The organism is Faecalimonas canis, assembly GCF_054601575.1.
On the sequence record NZ_BAAHSI010000014.1, the window covers coordinates 22,430 to 40,436 of the forward strand.

16 protein-coding genes are annotated in these 18,007 nt (G+C 37.3%); 12 read left to right on the forward strand and 4 right to left on the reverse strand.

The window, feature by feature from the left end:
- The first annotated feature begins 7 nt into the window (after window positions 1–7).
- Both ACYPXO_RS04005 and ACYPXO_RS04010 read left to right on the forward strand, forming a co-directional pair.
- Window positions 8–1,411 carry a GntP family permease gene (locus ACYPXO_RS04005; RefSeq protein WP_459639392.1) on the forward strand — a complete coding sequence of 468 codons (1,404 nt, stop codon included), beginning with the start codon at window positions 8–10 and terminating at the stop codon, window positions 1,409–1,411.
- Between the two features lie 110 nt (window positions 1,412–1,521).
- On the forward strand, window positions 1,522–2,274 hold the full coding sequence (locus tag ACYPXO_RS04010; RefSeq protein WP_459639393.1) for a DeoR/GlpR family DNA-binding transcription regulator: 753 nt from the start codon (window positions 1,522–1,524) through the stop codon (window positions 2,272–2,274).
- A gap of 40 nt (window positions 2,275–2,314) precedes the next feature.
- On the opposite strand, the gene ACYPXO_RS04015 is transcribed toward ACYPXO_RS04010, so the two are convergent.
- Complete coding sequence (locus tag ACYPXO_RS04015; protein ID WP_459639394.1) at window positions 2,315–3,793, reverse strand: DUF1846 domain-containing protein; 1,479 nt, start codon at window positions 3,791–3,793, stop codon at window positions 2,315–2,317.
- Window positions 3,794–3,988: 195 nt separating this feature from the next.
- Here ACYPXO_RS04015 and ftsH point away from each other — a divergent pair, with 195 nt between their 5' ends.
- Window positions 3,989–5,974 carry an ATP-dependent zinc metalloprotease FtsH gene (gene ftsH, locus ACYPXO_RS04020; protein ID WP_459639395.1) on the forward strand — a complete coding sequence of 662 codons (1,986 nt, stop codon included), beginning with the start codon at window positions 3,989–3,991 and terminating at the stop codon, window positions 5,972–5,974.
- A gap of 81 nt (window positions 5,975–6,055) precedes the next feature.
- On the opposite strand, the gene ACYPXO_RS04025 is transcribed toward ftsH, so the two are convergent.
- Together ACYPXO_RS04025 and ACYPXO_RS04030 are read right to left on the reverse strand one after the other, a co-directional pair.
- Window positions 6,056–7,786: a recombinase family protein gene (locus ACYPXO_RS04025; protein WP_459639396.1), complete on the reverse strand. Its 1,731-nt coding sequence runs from the start codon at window positions 7,784–7,786 to the stop codon at window positions 6,056–6,058.
- On the reverse strand, window positions 7,776–7,976 hold the full coding sequence (locus ACYPXO_RS04030; protein WP_231358302.1) for a hypothetical protein: 201 nt from the start codon (window positions 7,974–7,976) through the stop codon (window positions 7,776–7,778). Before ACYPXO_RS04030 ends, ACYPXO_RS04025 begins: the two co-directional genes overlap by 11 nt.
- A 352-nt stretch (window positions 7,977–8,328) precedes the next feature.
- Here ACYPXO_RS04030 and ACYPXO_RS04035 point away from each other — a divergent pair, with 352 nt between their 5' ends.
- From ACYPXO_RS04035 to ACYPXO_RS04055, 5 genes are all read left to right on the forward strand, one after another.
- Window positions 8,329–8,949 carry a TetR/AcrR family transcriptional regulator gene (locus tag ACYPXO_RS04035; RefSeq protein ID WP_459639397.1) on the forward strand — a complete coding sequence of 207 codons (621 nt, stop codon included), beginning with the start codon at window positions 8,329–8,331 and terminating at the stop codon, window positions 8,947–8,949.
- Entirely contained in the window at window positions 8,946–9,707 is a 762-nt protein-coding gene (locus ACYPXO_RS04040) for an EFR1 family ferrodoxin (protein WP_459639398.1), read from the forward strand. The genes ACYPXO_RS04035 and ACYPXO_RS04040 overlap by 4 nt, the downstream gene beginning before the upstream one ends.
- A 30-nt stretch (window positions 9,708–9,737) precedes the next feature.
- Window positions 9,738–9,926 (forward strand): cysteine-rich KTR domain-containing protein, encoded by a 189-nt coding sequence (locus ACYPXO_RS04045; protein WP_093988343.1) that lies wholly within the window; start codon window positions 9,738–9,740, stop codon window positions 9,924–9,926.
- A 341-nt stretch (window positions 9,927–10,267) separates the two neighbouring features.
- On the forward strand, window positions 10,268–10,714 hold the full coding sequence (locus ACYPXO_RS04050; RefSeq protein ID WP_459639458.1) for an RNA polymerase sigma factor: 447 nt from the start codon (window positions 10,268–10,270) through the stop codon (window positions 10,712–10,714).
- Window positions 10,704–10,907 carry a helix-turn-helix domain-containing protein gene (locus ACYPXO_RS04055; RefSeq protein ID WP_006876091.1) on the forward strand — a complete coding sequence of 68 codons (204 nt, stop codon included), beginning with the start codon at window positions 10,704–10,706 and terminating at the stop codon, window positions 10,905–10,907. The genes ACYPXO_RS04050 and ACYPXO_RS04055 overlap by 11 nt, the downstream gene beginning before the upstream one ends.
- 655 nt (window positions 10,908–11,562) lie before the next feature.
- On the opposite strand, the gene ACYPXO_RS04060 is transcribed toward ACYPXO_RS04055, so the two are convergent.
- Window positions 11,563–13,089 carry a caspase family protein gene (locus ACYPXO_RS04060; protein WP_459639399.1) on the reverse strand — a complete coding sequence of 509 codons (1,527 nt, stop codon included), beginning with the start codon at window positions 13,087–13,089 and terminating at the stop codon, window positions 11,563–11,565.
- A gap of 369 nt (window positions 13,090–13,458) precedes the next feature.
- Here ACYPXO_RS04060 and ACYPXO_RS04065 point away from each other — a divergent pair, with 369 nt between their 5' ends.
- From ACYPXO_RS04065 to ACYPXO_RS04080, 4 genes are read left to right on the forward strand one after another with little or no spacing between them, the layout of a single operon-like run.
- Complete coding sequence (locus ACYPXO_RS04065; RefSeq protein WP_459639400.1) at window positions 13,459–14,229, forward strand: ABC transporter ATP-binding protein; 771 nt, start codon at window positions 13,459–13,461, stop codon at window positions 14,227–14,229.
- On the forward strand, window positions 14,219–16,159 hold the full coding sequence (locus ACYPXO_RS04070; RefSeq protein ID WP_459639401.1) for an ABC transporter permease: 1,941 nt from the start codon (window positions 14,219–14,221) through the stop codon (window positions 16,157–16,159). Before ACYPXO_RS04065 ends, ACYPXO_RS04070 begins: the two co-directional genes overlap by 11 nt.
- A gap of 59 nt (window positions 16,160–16,218) precedes the next feature.
- Window positions 16,219–16,878 (forward strand): response regulator transcription factor, encoded by a 660-nt coding sequence (locus ACYPXO_RS04075; RefSeq protein WP_459639402.1) that lies wholly within the window; start codon window positions 16,219–16,221, stop codon window positions 16,876–16,878.
- A complete protein-coding gene (locus ACYPXO_RS04080; protein ID WP_459639403.1) occupies window positions 16,866–17,879 on the forward strand; it encodes a sensor histidine kinase in 1,014 nt (337 codons plus the stop codon). Before ACYPXO_RS04075 ends, ACYPXO_RS04080 begins: the two co-directional genes overlap by 13 nt.
- Window positions 17,880–18,007 lie beyond the last annotated feature (128 nt).

Genomic DNA, 18,007 nt, shown 5'->3' on the forward strand with positions numbered 1-18,007 from the left:
CAGAATTATGGTAAATGGACTTAGTGGAGAAAGAATGTTACTCGGACTTGCAATTGGGATTGCAGTATTAATTTTTTTAGTATTAAAGACAAAAATACAGGCGTTCTTAGCATTAATCATTTGTACGGTTATTGTAGGTGTTGTAGGCGGAATGCCATTGAATAATATTACATTGGAAGACGGAACAACATTTGGAATTTTAAATTCAATTACGACAGGATTTGGCGGAACGTTATCCAGTATCGGAATTATAATTGGTTTTGGAGTTATGATGGGACAAATCTTTGAAGTGACCGGAGCGGCAAAACGAATGGCTCATACTTTTTTGAAATTGTTCGGTAAGAAAAGAGAAGAAGAGGCGTTGGCTTTTACCGGATTTCTCGTATCTATTCCGATTTTTTGTGACTCAGGATTTGTTGTACTTTCTCCGATTGCAAAGGCGATTTCAAGAGTAACGAAAAAATCAGTTATCGGTTTAGGTGTTGCGTTGGCAGCGGGACTTGTTATCACACATTCTTTAGTTCCGCCTACACCGGGACCATTGGGGGTATGCGGCATTTTTGGAATTGATGTTGGAAGTTTTATTTTAATGTCTATCCTTTTGGCAATTCCTATGGCGATTGCCTGTATCGCATATTCAAGATTGTATCTGTCAAAAAAATACTATCGTATTCCAAATGAGAATGGGGAAATTGTAGAAGCAAAATATCAGGAACCGGATTATGATGCTGCATTTTCTATGGATATGCAAGGACTTCCGAGTGTATTAGAATCATTTATGCCATTGATTATTCCTATTATTTTGATTTTAATTAATACAGTTGCAACGGCAATGGGGCAGACAAAAGGGTTTATGAGTGTACTTATCTTCTTAGGACAGCCGATTATTGCGGTAGGACTTGGATTAGTAGTGGCTATTTTCACATTGGGAAGAAAATTAGATAGACATACAGCATTAGCAGAAATGGAAAAAGGAATGATGTCCGCAGGTATCATTATGCTTGTTACAGGCGGTGGTGGTGCTCTTGGACAGATTATTAAAGATTCAGGACTTGGAAACTTCATGGCAGAAGGACTTGCAGAAACAGCAATTCCAATTATTATTTTACCATTGTTGATTGCTACGGCAATGAGATTTATTCAAGGCTCCGGAACAGTAGCCATGACAACGGCGGCAAGTATTTCTGCTCCGATTATTATTGCTTCAGGTGCAAGCCCGCTTTTAGGTGCAATCGCCTGCTGCGTAGGTTCATTATTCTTCAGTTACTTTAATGATAGTTATTTCTGGGTAGTTAACCGAACATTAGGAGTCAGCGAGGCGAAAGACCAACTTCGTGTCTGGTCAGTTACTTCAACGGTAGCGTGGGCAGTCGGTGTAGTAGAAGTCTTGATATTGAGTATATTTATGTAAGAGGAACACTTGGAATATTGCGTGATGAAACGCAGTATTTCAGGTGTTTTTTTTAATAAATTATGGTATACTTGGCGTAAGAAAGTACGGGAGAGCAAGGAGAGAACGATATGCTGGCGGCAGAAAGAAGAGAGAAAATTACAGAATTCCTTCGTAAATATGGGAGTGTACATGTTGAAGAGTTGGCACAGAAATTACAAGTAAGTACAATGACGATAAGACGGGATTTATTAAAACTACAGCAGGACGGAAAAATTGAGCGTTGTCACGGCGGAGCGGTAGTGAAACAGGAAGTGACTTATATTGATAAGCAGACAAGTCATTGCGAAGAAAAGGTGGCAATCGCGGAGAAATGTGCGGAATATGTGTCTTCGGGAAATACTGTGTTTTTGGATGCGGGGACGACAACTTATGAAATTGCGAGAAAGATTATGGAAATACCGGATATTTTAGTTGTGACAAATGATTTGGAAATTGCACAGTTGCTGAAAAACAGTCAGGCAGAATTATTTCTCTGCGGAGGATATGTACAAAAGTCTACAGGAAGTATGTTTGGACGGTATGCGACACAAATGTTAAAGGATTTTAAATTTGATATAGGATTTTTTGGTGCGGCTTCCATAAATGATGAATTTGAAGTGATGACGCCTACTGTAGACAAAATGTGGTTGAAACGGGAAACGCCAAAGCAATGCAGAAATGTTTATTTGGCGGTGGACAGTTCAAAATTCGGTAGACAGGCAATGTCAAAGATTAATTGTCTGGGAGATTATACTGGTGTTGTGACAGACAAAGTATTTAATAAGGAAGAGCAGGAGAAACTGGAAAAAATGGGAGCGACGATTATAGGCGTTTCCAAATAGAGAAAAGGAAAGAGACGATTTATAGCCTCTTTCCTTTTCTTTATTGATAAATTCGTTTATTTTCGTCCTTTGACTCTGTTGTTAATTGAATTCCAAGACGTTTAAACATTTTCACATCTACGGAAGATAAACGAACAGTTGTATGCACCTGACAACCTTTTAATTTTGGAATCTGCTCTAAGGCAAGTTCAGCATTAGGATTAGATGCCGCACTAATAGACAGAGCGAGAAGAACTTCGTCTGTGTGTAGGCGAGGGTTTTTACTTCCGAGATATTTGGTCTTTAATGTCTGAATCGGTTCAATCGCTTCCGGTGAAATCATATGGAGTTCATCGTCTATTTTGCATAAGTATTTTAATGCATTCAATAGAAGAGCGGCAGATGCCCCGAGTAAGTTTGAAGTTTTTCCTGTAATAATTGTTCCGTCATCTAATTCAATTGCAGCAGCAGGCGCTCCTGTTTCTTCGGCACGTTTTAAAGCGGCAGAAACAACAATACGATCAGAGGTTGTAACGTGAGCCTGTTTCATTAACAATTCGATTTTAAAAATTTCTTCTTCTGAATGAGTGCCTTCAGCAAGTCCGTTCAATGCATCATAGTATCTGCGGATAATTTCCTGTTTAGAAGCGTTGCGGCAGACTTCATCGTCAGAAATACAGTTGCCAACCATATTTACGCCCATATCGGTTGGAGATTTGTAAGGATTTTCGCCATAAATTTTCTCGAAAATTGCGTCGAGTACAGGGAAAATTTCTACGTCACGATTATAGTTTACCGTAGTCACACCATATGTTTCTAAATGGAAAGGGTCAATCATGTTGACATCATTTAAGTCGGCAGTAGCGGCCTCATAAGCAAGATTTACGGGATGTTTTAGCGGAATGTTCCAAATAGGGAAGGTTTCAAATTTGGCGTATCCGGCACGAACACCACGCTTATGTTCATGATAGAGTTGAGAAAGGCAGGTTGCCATCTTTCCGCTGCCGGGACCTGGGGCAGTAATGATAACAAGAGGTCTTGAAGTTTCAATATAATCATTTTTGCCGTATCCGTCATCGCTGACAATGAGAGGAATGTTTGAAGGATAACCTTCGATGCAATAATGAATATATACTTTAATTCCTAAATGTTCCAGTTTGCTCTTAAATAAGTTGGCGCTGCTCTGTCCGGAATATTGAGTAATTACAACACTTCCAACAAACAGACCATTTTCCTTAAATGCTTCCATTAAACGAAGAACGTCCGTATCATATGTGATTCCTAAATCACCGCGAATTTTATTTTTTTCAATATCTCCCGCACTGATAACAATAACTATTTCCGCCTGATCGGAAAGTTGCATGAGGAGGCGGAGTTTACTGTCAGGGGCAAACCCCGGCAACACTCTGGATGCGTGATAGTCATCAAATAGTTTTCCTCCAAATTCTAAATACAATTTGTTATCAAATTGGTTGATGCGTTCACGGATATGCTCCGATTGCATTTTTAAATACTTGTCATTATCAAATCCGATTTTCATAAACTTGCTTCCTCTTCCTTTAATTTGTATAAGTAACTTGTTACACCTAAAAAAACAGTATACTACAAAAATATAGATTTGTCTAAAACTATTTAATAGAAGTTTTAGAAATGAATGGTAGTTTTCACAATCTTTTTATTGATTTATGGGAAAGCCATCTTTATAATAGAATAGATGAGAAATAGGAGGAAGGATATGGACAATCAAAATAATAAAAATAAGAATAAAAACCAGAAAAACAACAAACAGGGTTGGGGTATTATTCTTTTTACAACACTGATGACATTATTCTTAGTGTTGGCGTTATATCAGTTTATGCCGGGAAGCAATCCGAAAGAGATTACTTACGATCAGTTTTTAAAGATGGTCGATGAAGGAAAAGTAGCGAAAGTCAAGATTGCTTCGGATAAAATAGAGATTACCCCGAAGAAAAAAGACGGCAGCAAGGATTCGGAACTTATGTTTCCGGCAGTAGCACCGAAATATTATACGGGTGTTGTGAAAGATGATACTTTATCAGAACGATTATACAAAGCAAAAGTAAAATATGCACAGGAAATTCCGGATTCAGGTTCTGAGATTTTCTGGAATATTATGCTTACATTAGTATTGCCTACATTGCTGTTATTTGGAGTGTTCTCATTCTTTATGAGAAAAATGTCTAAGGGCGGAGGTATGATGGGAATTGGCAAGAGTAATGCCAAGATGTATGTGGAGAAACAGACCGGTGTTACATTTAAGGATGTGGCAGGTCAGGATGAGGCGAAGGAATCTTTACAGGAAGTTGTTGATTTCCTTCATAATCCGGGTAAATATACAAGTATCGGTGCAAAACTTCCAAAGGGTGCATTGCTTGTAGGACCTCCGGGAACAGGTAAAACACTTTTGGCAAAGGCTGTTGCGGGAGAAGCAAAAGTACCTTTCTTTTCACTTTCGGGTTCAGCATTTGTGGAAATGTATGTCGGTGTAGGTGCATCACGAGTGAGAGATTTATTTAAACAGGCACAGTCTATGGCGCCATGTATTATTTTCATTGATGAGATTGATGCTATCGGAAAGAGTCGTGACAATGCTATGGGAAGTAATGATGAGCGTGAGCAGACATTGAACCAGTTATTAGCAGAGATGGACGGTTTTGATACAGACAAAGGGCTTTTATTATTAGCGGCTACAAACAGACCGGAAATTCTTGATCCGGCACTGTTAAGACCGGGACGTTTTGACAGACGTATTATCGTAGATGCGCCGGATTTGAAAGGCCGTATAGATGTATTGAAAGTACACGCAAAAGATGTCAAAATGGATGAAACGGTTGATTTGGAAGCAATTGCTCTTGCGACTTCAGGGGCAGTAGGCTCAGACCTTGCAAATATGATAAATGAGGCTGCAATCAATGCGGTTAAGAATGGCAGACAGGTTGTTTCACAGGCAGATTTATTTGAGGCAGTGGAAGTAGTCCTTGTCGGAAAAGAGAAGAAAGACCGTATTATGAATGCGGAAGAAAGAAGAATTGTATCATATCATGAGGTAGGACACGCGCTTGTAAGTGCATTGCAAAAAGATGCAGAACCTGTTCAGAAGATTACAATCGTACCGAGAACAATGGGAGCTTTAGGATATGTTATGCAGACGCCTGAAGAAGAGAAATTCCTGAATACGAAGAAAGAATTGGAAGCAATGCTTGTAGGTATGCTTGCAGGTAGGGCAGCGGAAGAGATTGTCTTTGATACAGTAACAACAGGTGCTTCTAATGATATTGAAAAGGCGACAAAGATTGCCAGAGCAATGATTACACAGTATGGTATGTCCGAGAAATTTGGTTTAATCGGTTTAGAATCTGTTCAGCATAAATATTTGGACGGACGTCCGGTAACAAATTGTGGCGAGGAAACGGCGGCAGAAATCGACAGAGAGGTAATGAAGATGTTGAAAGATGCCTATGAGGAAGCAAAACGTCTTCTTTCAGAAAACCGTGAGGCATTGGATAAGATTGCAGCATTCTTAATCGAAAAAGAAACAATCACCGGCAAAGAATTTATGAAGATTTTCCGCGAAGTACAGGGAATTGAAGAAGAGGAAGAGCCACAGAAACAGAGAATTGAAATGAAAATGGAAGAAACTGAACAGCCGGTACAGTCTGAGGAAGAAAAAGCAGAACTATCTGATACAACAGAAGAATAAAAAGGAAAAGATTGCGAGTGTTAGGGAGGCACTCATAAGACAGTATTAGAAATGTTTTCGGGAAACGGCATAGCTTGCGAGCTATGCCGTTTCTCCATTTTGCAGGTCATTCAGTAAAGACGCGGGGAGTATTCCCACAAGGTCATAGGAAATGTCAATCTGTTGTTCCCTATACCCCTTTGACTTGTCCGGCGCGTGAACGTACACCGCCTTTACCATGTCATTTAAGACGGCGGGCGTTAATTCGTCCAAGTCAAGATATTTCCGTACTTTGCTGATGAACCTATCAATGTTCTCTGTTTGTTCTTCCTGTTCGTTAATTTCTTCGTTCAATCGCAACAGCTTTTCCCGCAGTTCTTCCTGCTCCTGCTCGTAATCGCCGGAGAGCATTTGAAATCTGCTGTCAGATAGTTTCCCGCCCACGTTGTCCTCGTAAATACGCTTGAATAATCGGTCAAGTTCCTCTATTCGGCGTTCCGCTTGCGTCAGTTGCCGCCGCTTTGCCGCCAGTTCCTTTTTCGCTTCGGCTTTCTGTTTCGCACCCATAGCTTTTCGGAATTGTTCTTCGTGGTTAGCGACACAGGCAATCGTCAATCTCATGTGAGCAAGTACGCCCTGTTCCAAGACAACGGCGCGGATAAAATGAGTAGAGCAAATCTCTTTCCCCTTGAGCCTTGAAGTAGAGCAGACAAAATGGTCTTGCCTTGCTTCAAAATTCTTGCTTGTGCAATAATACAGCTTTTCGCCGCAATCGGCACAGCGCACAATGCCGGAAAACATATTCGTCTTTCCTGTTCTCGTCGGGCGGCGCTTGTTCTTCCGTAATTCCTGCACCCGTTTCCATGTGTCAGCGTCAATGATTGCCTCGTGGGTATTCTCAAACACAAGCCACTTTTCCTCTGGATTGTAACAGGTTTTCTTGCTTTTGTAGGACTGCTTATAAGTCTTGAAATTTACCGTATGCCCTTGATATTCTGGACGCTCCAAAATGTCAGCTATGGTATCGCCCGTCCAGTTATAGGGATTGTCCGGCGATGTGTTCCTCGTTGCCCTGCCTGTCTGCTGAAAATGGATTGTCGGCGTTATGACTTTATCCTCTTTCAGAATACGGGCAATCTGCGATGGTCCGTAACCGTCCAGACAAAGGGCAAATATCCGCTTAACTACTTCGGCGGCTTCTCCGTCCACAATCCACCGTTTTCTGTTATCAGGGTCTTTCATGTAACCATAGGGCGGGTTTGTGCAAAGGTATTCTCCTGCTTCTCCTTTTGACTTCATCACAGCGCGGATTTTTTTGCTTGTATCTTTTGCGTACCACTCGTTGATGATGTTCAAAAAGGGGGTAAAGTCGCTGTCCTGCTGGTTTGCGCTGTCTATGCCGTTATTGATAGCGATAAACCGCACGCCCTTTTCCACGAATAGGACTTCGGTGTAAAAGCCCACTTTCAGATAGTCGCGCCCAAGCCGCGACATATCTTTGACAATCAGCGTCGCCACTTCTCCGTTTTCAATCCGTTCCAGAAGTTCGCTCCAACTCGGACGGTTGAAGTTCGTTCCAGAATATCCGTCGTCCACAAAAAACGCAGTATTTGAGAAATGATTTTCTTTTGCGTATTTACTTAAAATTGCCTTTTGATTAACAATGCTGTTGCTGTCGCCCTGTAATTCGTCGTCGCGTGATAAGCGGCAATAGAGGGCGGTAATTTTGTCAGACTGCCTTAACATAGTTTCTGCTCCTTTCATCGGCGGGCAGTCTGCCAATACAGGATTGCTTACCCCTATTTTATCGGCTCCGGCATTTTTAATCAACATCTTTTTTGCCCTTTTCCTGCTCCATAAGGCGTAAAATCTTGTGGGGCAGGCTCCTTTCCCCGTCATAACTGCCTGTAAAGCGATACAGCGTCCTGCCAGATTTTATCGTTACTTCATGCGTTGGCAATTCTTGAAACAGCGGATTTTCCACTACAATATGCCCGTCCTTGATTTTTCGTTTCCGTTCCATTCCTTTCCCGTCCTTTCTTTGATTTGTAATGTGATAAGTTTCGTAGCAAGCATAGGAAAAGAGTACCCTTTTCCGAAAATGCCCTGCATTTTGCTTGTTGGGAAGTTTCCCAAACCCTCTGATTTTCCTCTCACTACCTACAACACCGGACAGAGCGATTTTGCCAAAGTTTTGAAAGAAATTTTTCAAAAAGTTTTTCTTATCTCTTAATACGGAAATGTTTCTGAAATGCCAAATAAATAACCGTTTAGAGAAAAATTATTTGAGCGTCATAACTTAAAACCCTCTCAAACTTGACACTGTAAAGTTTAAGCCTTATAATATAGACAGTGTAAAGATTGGAGGAATTAGAATGGCAAAGCAACGACAGACTTATCATCACAAGGACTTGCGAAATGCTTTGATTGAAACAGGCATTCAGATTGTAAGTACAGAGGGAATAAATGCTTTTTCTTTGAGAAAGGTAGCTGCGGCGTGTGGTGTCAGCCATGCTGCTCCTTATAGTCATTTTCAAAATAAAGAAGAACTGCTTGAAGCAATGCAATTATTTATCACAGATAGATTTTCTAAACAATTAGAAAGTACCGTTCAAAAGAATAATAATGTCGCAGAAATATTGAAAGACATGGGGATAGCCTATGTATCTTTCTTTGTAGAGAACCCTGTTTATTTTCAATTTTTATATTCTCAATCCAATATAAAAATTGACTTATCATTATCAATACCAGACGACCAAAACTATAAACCTTATATTATCTATAAAAATATTGTAAGTAAATTATTAGAGCAAGCGCACTATTCAGAAGAAAAGCAAAATGATATTATCATAACCATTTGGGCTTTTATACATGGCGTTACTTCATTAGCCACCATGAATAATGTAAATTATGATAATGATTGGAGAGAGAAGGTCATTGATTTTATGGACGTTTTTCAACTTTCCTTTTTAGATAATACGGGAGAAAAAATATGATAGGGATTTATTTTAGCGGAACAGGAAATACAAAATATTGTTTAGAAAAGTTTGTTGCTCTATATGATAGGAACATTGAAATAACCCCTTTAGAAGATACAGGTACAATGGAAAAAGTTACATATCATAAAGACATTATTTTTGCTTATCCAATCTATTACAGTAACTTGCCTAAAATTGTACGGGATTTTATCTGCGAAAATTCTGATATATGGAAAGGAAAACGTGTTTTCATTATTGCAACAATGGGACTGTTTAGCGGCGACGGTACGGGTGTAGCTGCAAGATTGTTCAAACGATACGGCGCACAGGTATGGGGTGGACTTCATTTGAAAATGCCGGATTGCATTTGTGATGTAAAAGCCTTAAAGCGTACTCCGGCTCAAAATAAGCAAATTGTTATACAAGCAGAAGAACGCATAAAATCAGCGGTGTCCAATTTGAAAAATGGTACTCCAACTAAAGACGGTTTGGGATTTTTATGCCATATTGCAGGGCTTTTGGGACAGCGGCTTTGGTTTTACCATAAAACACAAGAATATTCAGACAAAATACAGATAGATACCGACACTTGTATAAAGTGCGGGAAATGTGCATTGGTGTGTCCTATGAATAATTTGTCATTATCAGAAGATAAGATTATAGCAGACGGACGGTGTACGTTATGCTATCGGTGTGTAAATCAATGTAGCAAGAAAGCAATTACCATTTTGGGTAAACAAGTGATTTTTCAGCACACTGTATCTGATTTTCATTAAAGGTAGTTTGATTAGAAATGAGGTGGTGTATTGCAACAAGAAAAATGGATTTTATGTCCTGTATGCAATAATAAAACCCGATTAAGAATACGGGAAGATACAGAAATAAAGAATTTCCCACTATACTGTCCGAAGTGTAAGCAGGAAAATCTTATCAATGTAAAAAATTTGAATATTTCAGTTATCACAGAGCCAGACGCATTGACGCAGAGCCGATAATCACAAGAAAATCTTATGATTATTGGCTCTTTCTGTTTTGTGATAGGAAAGCAAACCGCCATTTCCTGTATATAAAATGGAATAGCGGTAAATACACAATTATTTTTATGGACATGGCGGTGTCGGGAGATATTGCCATGTTTCTTTTTCACAGTTTTAATTCTATTCCATTGTTAAAAAAAGCCTATTCCATGCAACGGGATTTTGCGGTTATGAAGATGAATACACAAATCATCATAATTACTTAAATAACTCATATTACCAAACGCCTATGCGGTTTTATGCCTGCATGGGCGTTTGTTGTAATAGCCCCCTGCTGGGAAGAAAGGGGGTGAGTTATGATGAAGTATTCTGAACAATTCATGGAGCATATCGAATATGCCTTTGCCGCGTTCTGCAAAATCGTTCTCCGCAATGCGGCAATCAGCGCGTACCGCGATTTTGGACGGAAACAGAAGCATGAAGTGTCGCTTGACTATCTGATGTCGGAAACGTCTTTTGAACCGTTAGCAACCGATAACTATTTTGAGCAGTATGTTTATGAGAAGCCGACTGTTTTTGTCGTTCAAGGGAAAGAAGTGGTCGTGACAAGTAAACGATTAGCCGACGCATTAGCTAATCTGTCAGAACAAAGGCGTACTGCTCTGCTGATGAATTTCTTCCTCGGTTACAGCGAAAGAAAAATCGGGAATGAGTACGGAAGAAGCAGAAGTACAGTCAACTACTGGAAACTGGCGGCATTGAAGCAGTTAAGAAAAGAACTGGAGGAAACTAAACATGAGGAATAAGAAACTGATACCCTTTGAAACCATCGAGAAAGCTGTTGCAGGCGAGCCGGAAGCCATAGACGCGGTACTGCGGCATTACACTGCGCGGATTAAATATCTGTCTACCTATCGTGGACATATCAACGACGATATTCAAGACCGTCTGAAAGCACAGCTTATCAAAGCTATCCTGCAATTCCGTTTTGACAGGTAGTAGCAAAGCCAAGAGAGCGCAATCGGATAAACCGCTTACGCTCTCTATCCAGTATGGAATGTTATGCGATAAAGAGTGCTTCTCGCTTGATTTAAACGGCATAACAGCGGAGATAAGGGCAGGAGTAAGGGTTTTATATTCCCACTCTTAAAAATAAGGTTCTACTGCGTAACATAACAAACGATATTTTTATATTGCTGTTTCCGTTCCATTCCTTTCCATTCCGGCGGCTCTGCCGCTTTGCCTTGCCCCAAAGGAGAGGGATTAGGGAAAGGATAGGAAGGGAATGGATATTTAATTAAATCCGTATTTAGTATTTCTTTAGTTATTTATATCTTTATTTAATTGCGTTGGATTTTCCAACGTAGGCTTTTCCAAGATAGGTGGTCTATGCTTCCTCAGATAATTACCACAGATTTGTTACGCAGTAGAAAGGCGTTTTTGAGGGAAAAGGTATAAAACCCTTGCCACGCGGAAAACGCACCTGCAAAGCCGCTTATATCAATGCTTTTTCACCCCCTATTGCGTAACAAGGAGCATGAAAAAAGCGGACAAGAAACGCTTTTTTTCTTACTCGCTCTTTTCTGCACCCTGTATGGCAGCTACCCTATTTCAGTTTGTTGGTTGATATTATTTTATGAGTAGCTACCTCACCTCATTTTCCTATTATATTGTCTGCTACTTTCAGTTCCTCTAATTCTGTTTCATATTGCTTGATTGCATTTTTAAGTAGCCATTTACGGTTTTCGCTTTTCCAAGTCTTTAAGTTTTTCCTATCATAGAAAAGCGAGAAATCATGTATGGTACAGGCAAGTTTTGTGTGCATATTTGTCCAATCATGCAATTCTTTAGGCGGTATTGGTAAATCACTTTGTTTAAAAAACCATTTTGTAATTTCGATATTAAGAGGAGCAACGCTATCTATAAGCTGCTCTTCTGTCAATGTATTATTAAGGTATTCTCTAAATATTTTGATATATTGTTCTGCCGCTGATATAAGATTTGCAGTATATTCTCTTGTGATTTGAATTAATTCATCAACACTCATGGGGTTATCTTTAAGACCTTTTATTAACTCATACGAACTATGCACATTAATATGAACACCATTTACAATAGTAGTATTTTTTGAATTTCGATACCACCATTCTTTATCTTGTAAATCATCAACCCATGTGGTGTGACAAATAAAATTGCAATCTACCATATCGTCTTCATCGTATCCGAAATAACACCATACAATATTTGCTGCTCTACCGGCATAACGAGTTTCAGAGATTTTGTTTTGATGGACCTCGTAATAAAGTACTTTGTTTTTAATTTCGTCTGCTATTTCCGCAATTTGTTCCATTGAACTTTGATAACGTAAAATGACCTTTGCAGATAATCTTTTAACGTTTCCATGATGCACTGGTTCAACACTATAAATTATATAATTATCACATTCTTCGTAAATTTTTGCGACTTTATAAGGATTGTATTCCTCAACATCAAAAAAGATAGTTCCTCCAACACTTGAACGAAATATAGGCTGCTGAAAATTATGTTCTCCTTTCTTGTTTGATAATTCTGAGAAATGAAATATTGCTTCATTTATTGCTTCAAGAGATTTCTTACCTTTTCTAATCAAAAAACGAGAAGTTAGCGCATCACATACAAAGCTTGTGTATAAACTTATTTGCCGATCTTCATTAAAGCCAGAAAATTGTTCGGCTCCGCAAGAAGCTAAAATCGCAAAGCCACGCCCAGCAAAATGCTCAACTGTTTCGTTTATATCTATTGCTGGAACACAATCAAGTGCAAAGCCTCCTGAATGGCAACTATCTAAGATTGCAATTTTATTTTTTGTTTGTATTTGCTCTATTGTGCAAATAAGGTCTTGCAGGTCGATTAAGCTATCGCTTAACACTAAGCAATTTTTACCACCATGACCAGAAAAGTAAAAAATGAAAGTATCGTCTTCTGTTGCATCTTTAAGCACAGTATGTATTGATGTAATAAGTTCATTCCTTGTTACTATCCCAGTTTCACCACATAAAAGTATATTATCTGAACTTACATTTAACCCTTGCACAAGGGCCGTTTTCATCGCAAACAAATCATTTTTGCACAAGGGCAAAGGTTGGCACTTAATCTTTAAATATTCGCATACTCCTACTAACAATGCTCTTATGGTTCCCATATCTACTTGCCACCTTTCAATATTTTCCACATTATTCTATCATGAAATTAAATGTTTTTCTACATCTATTACAGTAGATGATATACTGCATTACATGCAATAATTTTGTATTAATATTAGCTTAAAATAGGTGTTTTCTGCAAAGTGAAACGGACATACTACTGTTAAAGTGATATGTCCGTTTCACTTTGCACCCTGTATGGCAACTACCCTATTTCAGTTTCTTGGTTCATACTGTTTTATGAGTAGCTATCATTATCGCAATCTTTTTTTGTGGATAAATACTTTCAAAACTGTAAGTGTTTTTCGAAAAAACTCTTGCTATAATTCCTATATCACTTATAGAAATAGGCAAAAGGAGGAAGGATTATGGAACATATATTGAAGTTGGAACAGGTGAAAAAATATTATGGCGGAAATGGAAATAATATAACAAAAGCGGTGGACGGCATTTCCATGTATGTAGATAAAGGGGAGTTTGTTGCAATTATGGGAGCGAGCGGTTCGGGTAAAACAACATTATTGAACTGTATTTCCACAATTGATACGGTGACAGGAGGGCATATCGTAGTCAATGGAAAGGATATTACAGCAATAAAAGAGAAAGATTTTGCAGATTTCCGAAGGGAAAATTTAGGGTTTATTTTTCAGGATTTTAATCTGTTGGATACATTGACGATAGAAGAAAATATTGCTCTCTCGTTAATTATCAATAAAGGAAATCCACAGAAAATTGGAGAAGAGGTGAAATCTATCGCTAACAAACTGGATATTTCCGATATTTTATCTAAATTTCCTTACGAAGTTTCAGGCGGACAGAAACAGCGTTGTGCCTGTGCAAGAGCGTTGATTAATAAGCCGAATCTCATACTGGCAGATGAACCTACAGGGGCACTTGATTCTAAATCTTCAAGACTTTTGTTGGAAACAATGTCGAATATGAACGAGAAACTGCAGGCAACGATTTTAATGGTTACTCACGACCCGTTTAGTGCATCTTTTTGTAAACGGATTTTGTTTTTGAAAGATGGAAAGATTTTTAATGAAATACAAAAAGGAGAGAAGAGCAGAAAAGAATTTTTTAATGAAATTTTAGACATTTTGACCCTGTTGGGAGGTGAAGTGGGAGATGTTAAGTAAATTAGCCTTTCGCAATGCGAAACGAAGTTTAAAAGATTACCTTATTTATTTGATTACAATTACGATGTCCTTTTCACTGATGTTTGCCTTTAATCTTGTGTCGAATAGTGATGCAGTGGTAAAACTGTCAACGGGTATGGATACATTTAAAAATATTTTGTTATTTGTAAATGCTATTATTATTTTTGTTGTATGTTTTTTGATTAACTATACGACAAAATTTATGTTTGAAAAACGAAGCAAAGAATTTGGAACGTATATGTTGCTTGGAATTAAGAAAAAAGAAATTACGAAAATGTTTGTACTGGAAAATATCCTGCTTGGTTGTTTTGCGTTAGTGTTGTCAATTCCTATTGGATTTATTTTCAGCCAGTTTATTTCTTTAATTATTGTTCATATATTAGATTTTACCGGAGTGGTATTTATTTCTTTTGAGTGGAAAGCAATAGGACTTTTGTTTATTTATTTTGTGGCAATTTATATGCTTGTTCTCGTTAATCTATGGAGAAAGATGTGGAAAATGTCCGTACATAGTTTTCTCTATTTGGAAAGACAGAATGAAAAGAAAATGTTTCATAGTAAGAAAAATAGAAACAGAATTTTCATTGTCAGCGTGTTGATAGGAATTGTGTCAGTTGTTATATGGCATTCCAGATTTGATATGAAAAACTTCTTTGAACAGGAAACGATGAATTACCTTATGTTTTGTATTATCGGTTTTGTTGTCAGTATGTATGGTGTATACACAACAGTTTCGGATATGATTCTTTCGGTTGTGTTGAGAAGTAAGGCATTGAAATACGACAAAGATAATCTGTTTGTGGCAAGAACATTTGCATCAAAAGCGAGAACAATGAGTTTTGTTTTGGGAACATTTTCTATATTGATTTTGTTGGTCCTGTTAAGTTTTAATATGTCAAGTATCACAAAGGGGATGTATGATTCCATGATTAATCAGGAAGCCCCCTATGATGTAGCGGTTACGGATGATAAAAACTTCTACGATAAATATATTGAAATTATAGAGGAAGATTATACGATAGAGGATACTTTTTCTTATGATATTTATTGGGATGAGAAATGTCAGGTACAGAAACATGTAAGTCAGTTTCATGACAGTGATTGTATTGTAAAATTAAGTGATTATAATCGGCTGATGGAGTTAAGAAATGAAAAAACGGTTTCATTAAAAAATAATGAATATATGATTGTAGCCGTGTCAGCAACAGAAACAAAATTAAAGGATGTACCCCAAATTAAAGAAATTGAGGGAGTAAATGGAAAAACATTAAAATTAAAGAAAATTACAAGTAAGAATTTTTGGACTTTTATGAATGAACAGGCGGACTATATTATGATTTTCCCCGATGAATATGTGCAAAATATGGAAGTGGGGGAGAGTCATCTTGTAGTTAATGTAAGAGGAAATGCAGATGCAAAACTACTTGAAAAAATTCGTGACAGAATGGAGTGGCATTTGAATGAAAGACTTTATAAAATATCTTCACGGGGAGCGATGATTGAAGAACAAAATACAATGACAGCGATGCTATCGAGTATTTGTCTTTATATGGCATTTATCTTTATCGCAGTTGTAGGAACTATACTGGCAGTGCAGTCGCTTAGTGATTCCACAAAATATAAGTATCGTTATCTTACATTGAGAAGATTGGGAGTAAATGATAAGAGCCTGTATAAGACGATAAGAAAACAGTTAATTGTACTGTTTGGGTTACCGCTGATTTATCCGCTCATACTTTGTTTCTTTCTGATAAAATCAATTAATAATGTGTATTATATTTTTTTGGAAAGTAAATTTACATATATTTTCTACTTTTTTAGCGGGCTTATATTGTTTCTCTGTATTTATGCGGTATATTGGATAGTTACTTATATTAGTTTTAAAAGAAATATTAATGAGGAGAGTTAGTTTGGCTAACTCTCTTTGTCGAATGTGTGTATAATAAAAAATGGAGGGAGGTATGGAAAATGAAAATAGGAATTATTGAAGATGATGAGATTACCCGTCAGGAATTGGCAAAATTATTGAATGGGAAAGGATATGAAACGGAATTGTTTACCGATTTTGAAAATATACCGGAAAGTTTAGAGAAAAGTGTATTAGATTTAATATTGCTGGATGTAAACCTTCCATATGAAAATGGATATGAGATATGTAAAAAAGTAAAGAACGTACAGCGGATACCGATTATATTTGTTACGAGTAGAGATACAACAGCAGATGAATTGCAGAGTATTCAGGCGGGCGGTATTGATTTTATTTCAAAGCCATATGATACATTGATTTTACTTGAGAAAATAAAAAGAGCACTTCAACTTTCCAATCCAAATAACTTTAGGGAAATTACAAAAAGAGGATGTACTTTGGATTTACATTTATCTATATTGAAATATAAAGAAGAAACGATTGAATTGACACGGAATGAATTTCGTATTTTATACTACTTTTTTATGAATGGGGAGAAAGTGATAGGAAAGGAAGAATTGCTGGAAAAATTGTGGAATGATAAATACTATTTGGATGAAAATGTACTTCTTGTTAATATGACAAGATTGAAAAAGAAGTTAAAGGAAATAGGTGTTTCACATTTATTGGAAAATGTTAGAGGGAAAGGATGGAAATTATGAGTTTTATTACCTTTTTAGAGGAAAAAATAGTATATATTTTATTTCAACTGTTTTTTCTCGTCATGATTTCATTTCTTCTCTTTTCCTCGGGAGTGGACGGATTATATATTTTTCTGATGCTTCTTATATGCGTTGTTTTTCATGCGGGATTTCTATGGCTGACTTACCGGAGTAAATGCAGAAAAAACTGTCAGATAATACAGATGACGGATAGACTTCAGGAAACGTATTATATTTCTGAAATTCTTCCAAAACCGAAAGAGTTGGAAAATGAAGCGTATTATTACGCTTTAAAAAGTGCCTGTAAGGCGATGAATGATAAAATCAGTGTGTTGGAAGAAGAACAGTTAGCATATCAGGAGTATGTAGAAAGTTTTGCCCATGAAATAAAAATACCAATCGGAGCATTATCGCTGACATTTGATAATACAAGAAACTATTTGCTGAAAAAAGAAACAGATAAGATTTTTCAGTTAGTGGAACAGATGTTATATTATGCGAGAAGTGAAAATACAGAAAAGGATTATTTCGTTAAGGAATTATTGCTAAATGAAATGATTCATCAGGTCTTGTTGAAATTCAGGTACGTATTGTTGGAAGAAAAAGTGACTTTGGACATTCGAGATATGAATAATACTGTTTATACAGATGAAAAATGGTTATATTTTATTCTTTCTCAAATCTTGCAGAATGCAGTGAAATATATGGATAAACAGCAGAAAAGACTTGTGATTTACAGCAATGATAACAGAGAGAATATTGCTCTTATTGTGGAAGATAATGGCTGTGGAATAAAAAAGTCTGAATTATCCAGAGTATTTGAAAAAGGATTTACGGGTTCTAACCGAAAAAAAGTTAATTCTACAGGGATGGGGTTGTATTTGGCAAAAAAATTATGTGACAGATTAGGGTTAGAGTTGCAGGTTGCTTCAGAAGAAGAAAAGTATACAAGGGTAACGATTTTCTTTCCCAAAGGTTCAGTACATTCCTTTTTAGATTGAATTGTTTTAATGGATGATACAATTGCATTAAAAAATGCAAAAGCAAAAATCGGAAATGAAAAAATGAAATATTTCTTGCAAAAACAAAAAGATTGTTATCCTATTAACATAGTGACTAAACAAAAGGA

Coding starts and splice junctions, on each gene's coding strand:
- ACYPXO_RS04005 (WP_459639392.1), top strand. CDS start 8: ATGGTAAATGGACTTAGTGGAGAAAGAATGTTACTCGGACTTGCAATT.
- ACYPXO_RS04010 (WP_459639393.1), top strand. CDS start 1,522: ATGCTGGCGGCAGAAAGAAGAGAGAAAATTACAGAATTCCTTCGTAAA.
- ACYPXO_RS04015 (WP_459639394.1), bottom strand. CDS start 3,793: ATGAAAATCGGATTTGATAATGACAAGTATTTAAAAATGCAATCGGAG.
- ftsH (WP_459639395.1), top strand. CDS start 3,989: ATGGACAATCAAAATAATAAAAATAAGAATAAAAACCAGAAAAACAAC.
- ACYPXO_RS04025 (WP_459639396.1), bottom strand. CDS start 7,786: ATGTTGATTAAAAATGCCGGAGCCGATAAAATAGGGGTAAGCAATCCT.
- ACYPXO_RS04030 (WP_231358302.1), bottom strand. CDS start 7,976: ATGGAACGGAAACGAAAAATCAAGGACGGGCATATTGTAGTGGAAAAT.
- ACYPXO_RS04035 (WP_459639397.1), top strand. CDS start 8,329: ATGGCAAAGCAACGACAGACTTATCATCACAAGGACTTGCGAAATGCT.
- ACYPXO_RS04040 (WP_459639398.1), top strand. CDS start 8,946: ATGATAGGGATTTATTTTAGCGGAACAGGAAATACAAAATATTGTTTA.
- ACYPXO_RS04050 (WP_459639458.1), top strand. CDS start 10,268: ATGAAGTATTCTGAACAATTCATGGAGCATATCGAATATGCCTTTGCC.
- ACYPXO_RS04055 (WP_006876091.1), top strand. CDS start 10,704: ATGAGGAATAAGAAACTGATACCCTTTGAAACCATCGAGAAAGCTGTT.
- ACYPXO_RS04060 (WP_459639399.1), bottom strand. CDS start 13,089: ATGGGAACCATAAGAGCATTGTTAGTAGGAGTATGCGAATATTTAAAG.
- ACYPXO_RS04065 (WP_459639400.1), top strand. CDS start 13,459: ATGGAACATATATTGAAGTTGGAACAGGTGAAAAAATATTATGGCGGA.
- ACYPXO_RS04070 (WP_459639401.1), top strand. CDS start 14,219: ATGTTAAGTAAATTAGCCTTTCGCAATGCGAAACGAAGTTTAAAAGAT.
- ACYPXO_RS04075 (WP_459639402.1), top strand. CDS start 16,219: ATGAAAATAGGAATTATTGAAGATGATGAGATTACCCGTCAGGAATTG.
- ACYPXO_RS04080 (WP_459639403.1), top strand. CDS start 16,866: ATGGAAATTATGAGTTTTATTACCTTTTTAGAGGAAAAAATAGTATAT.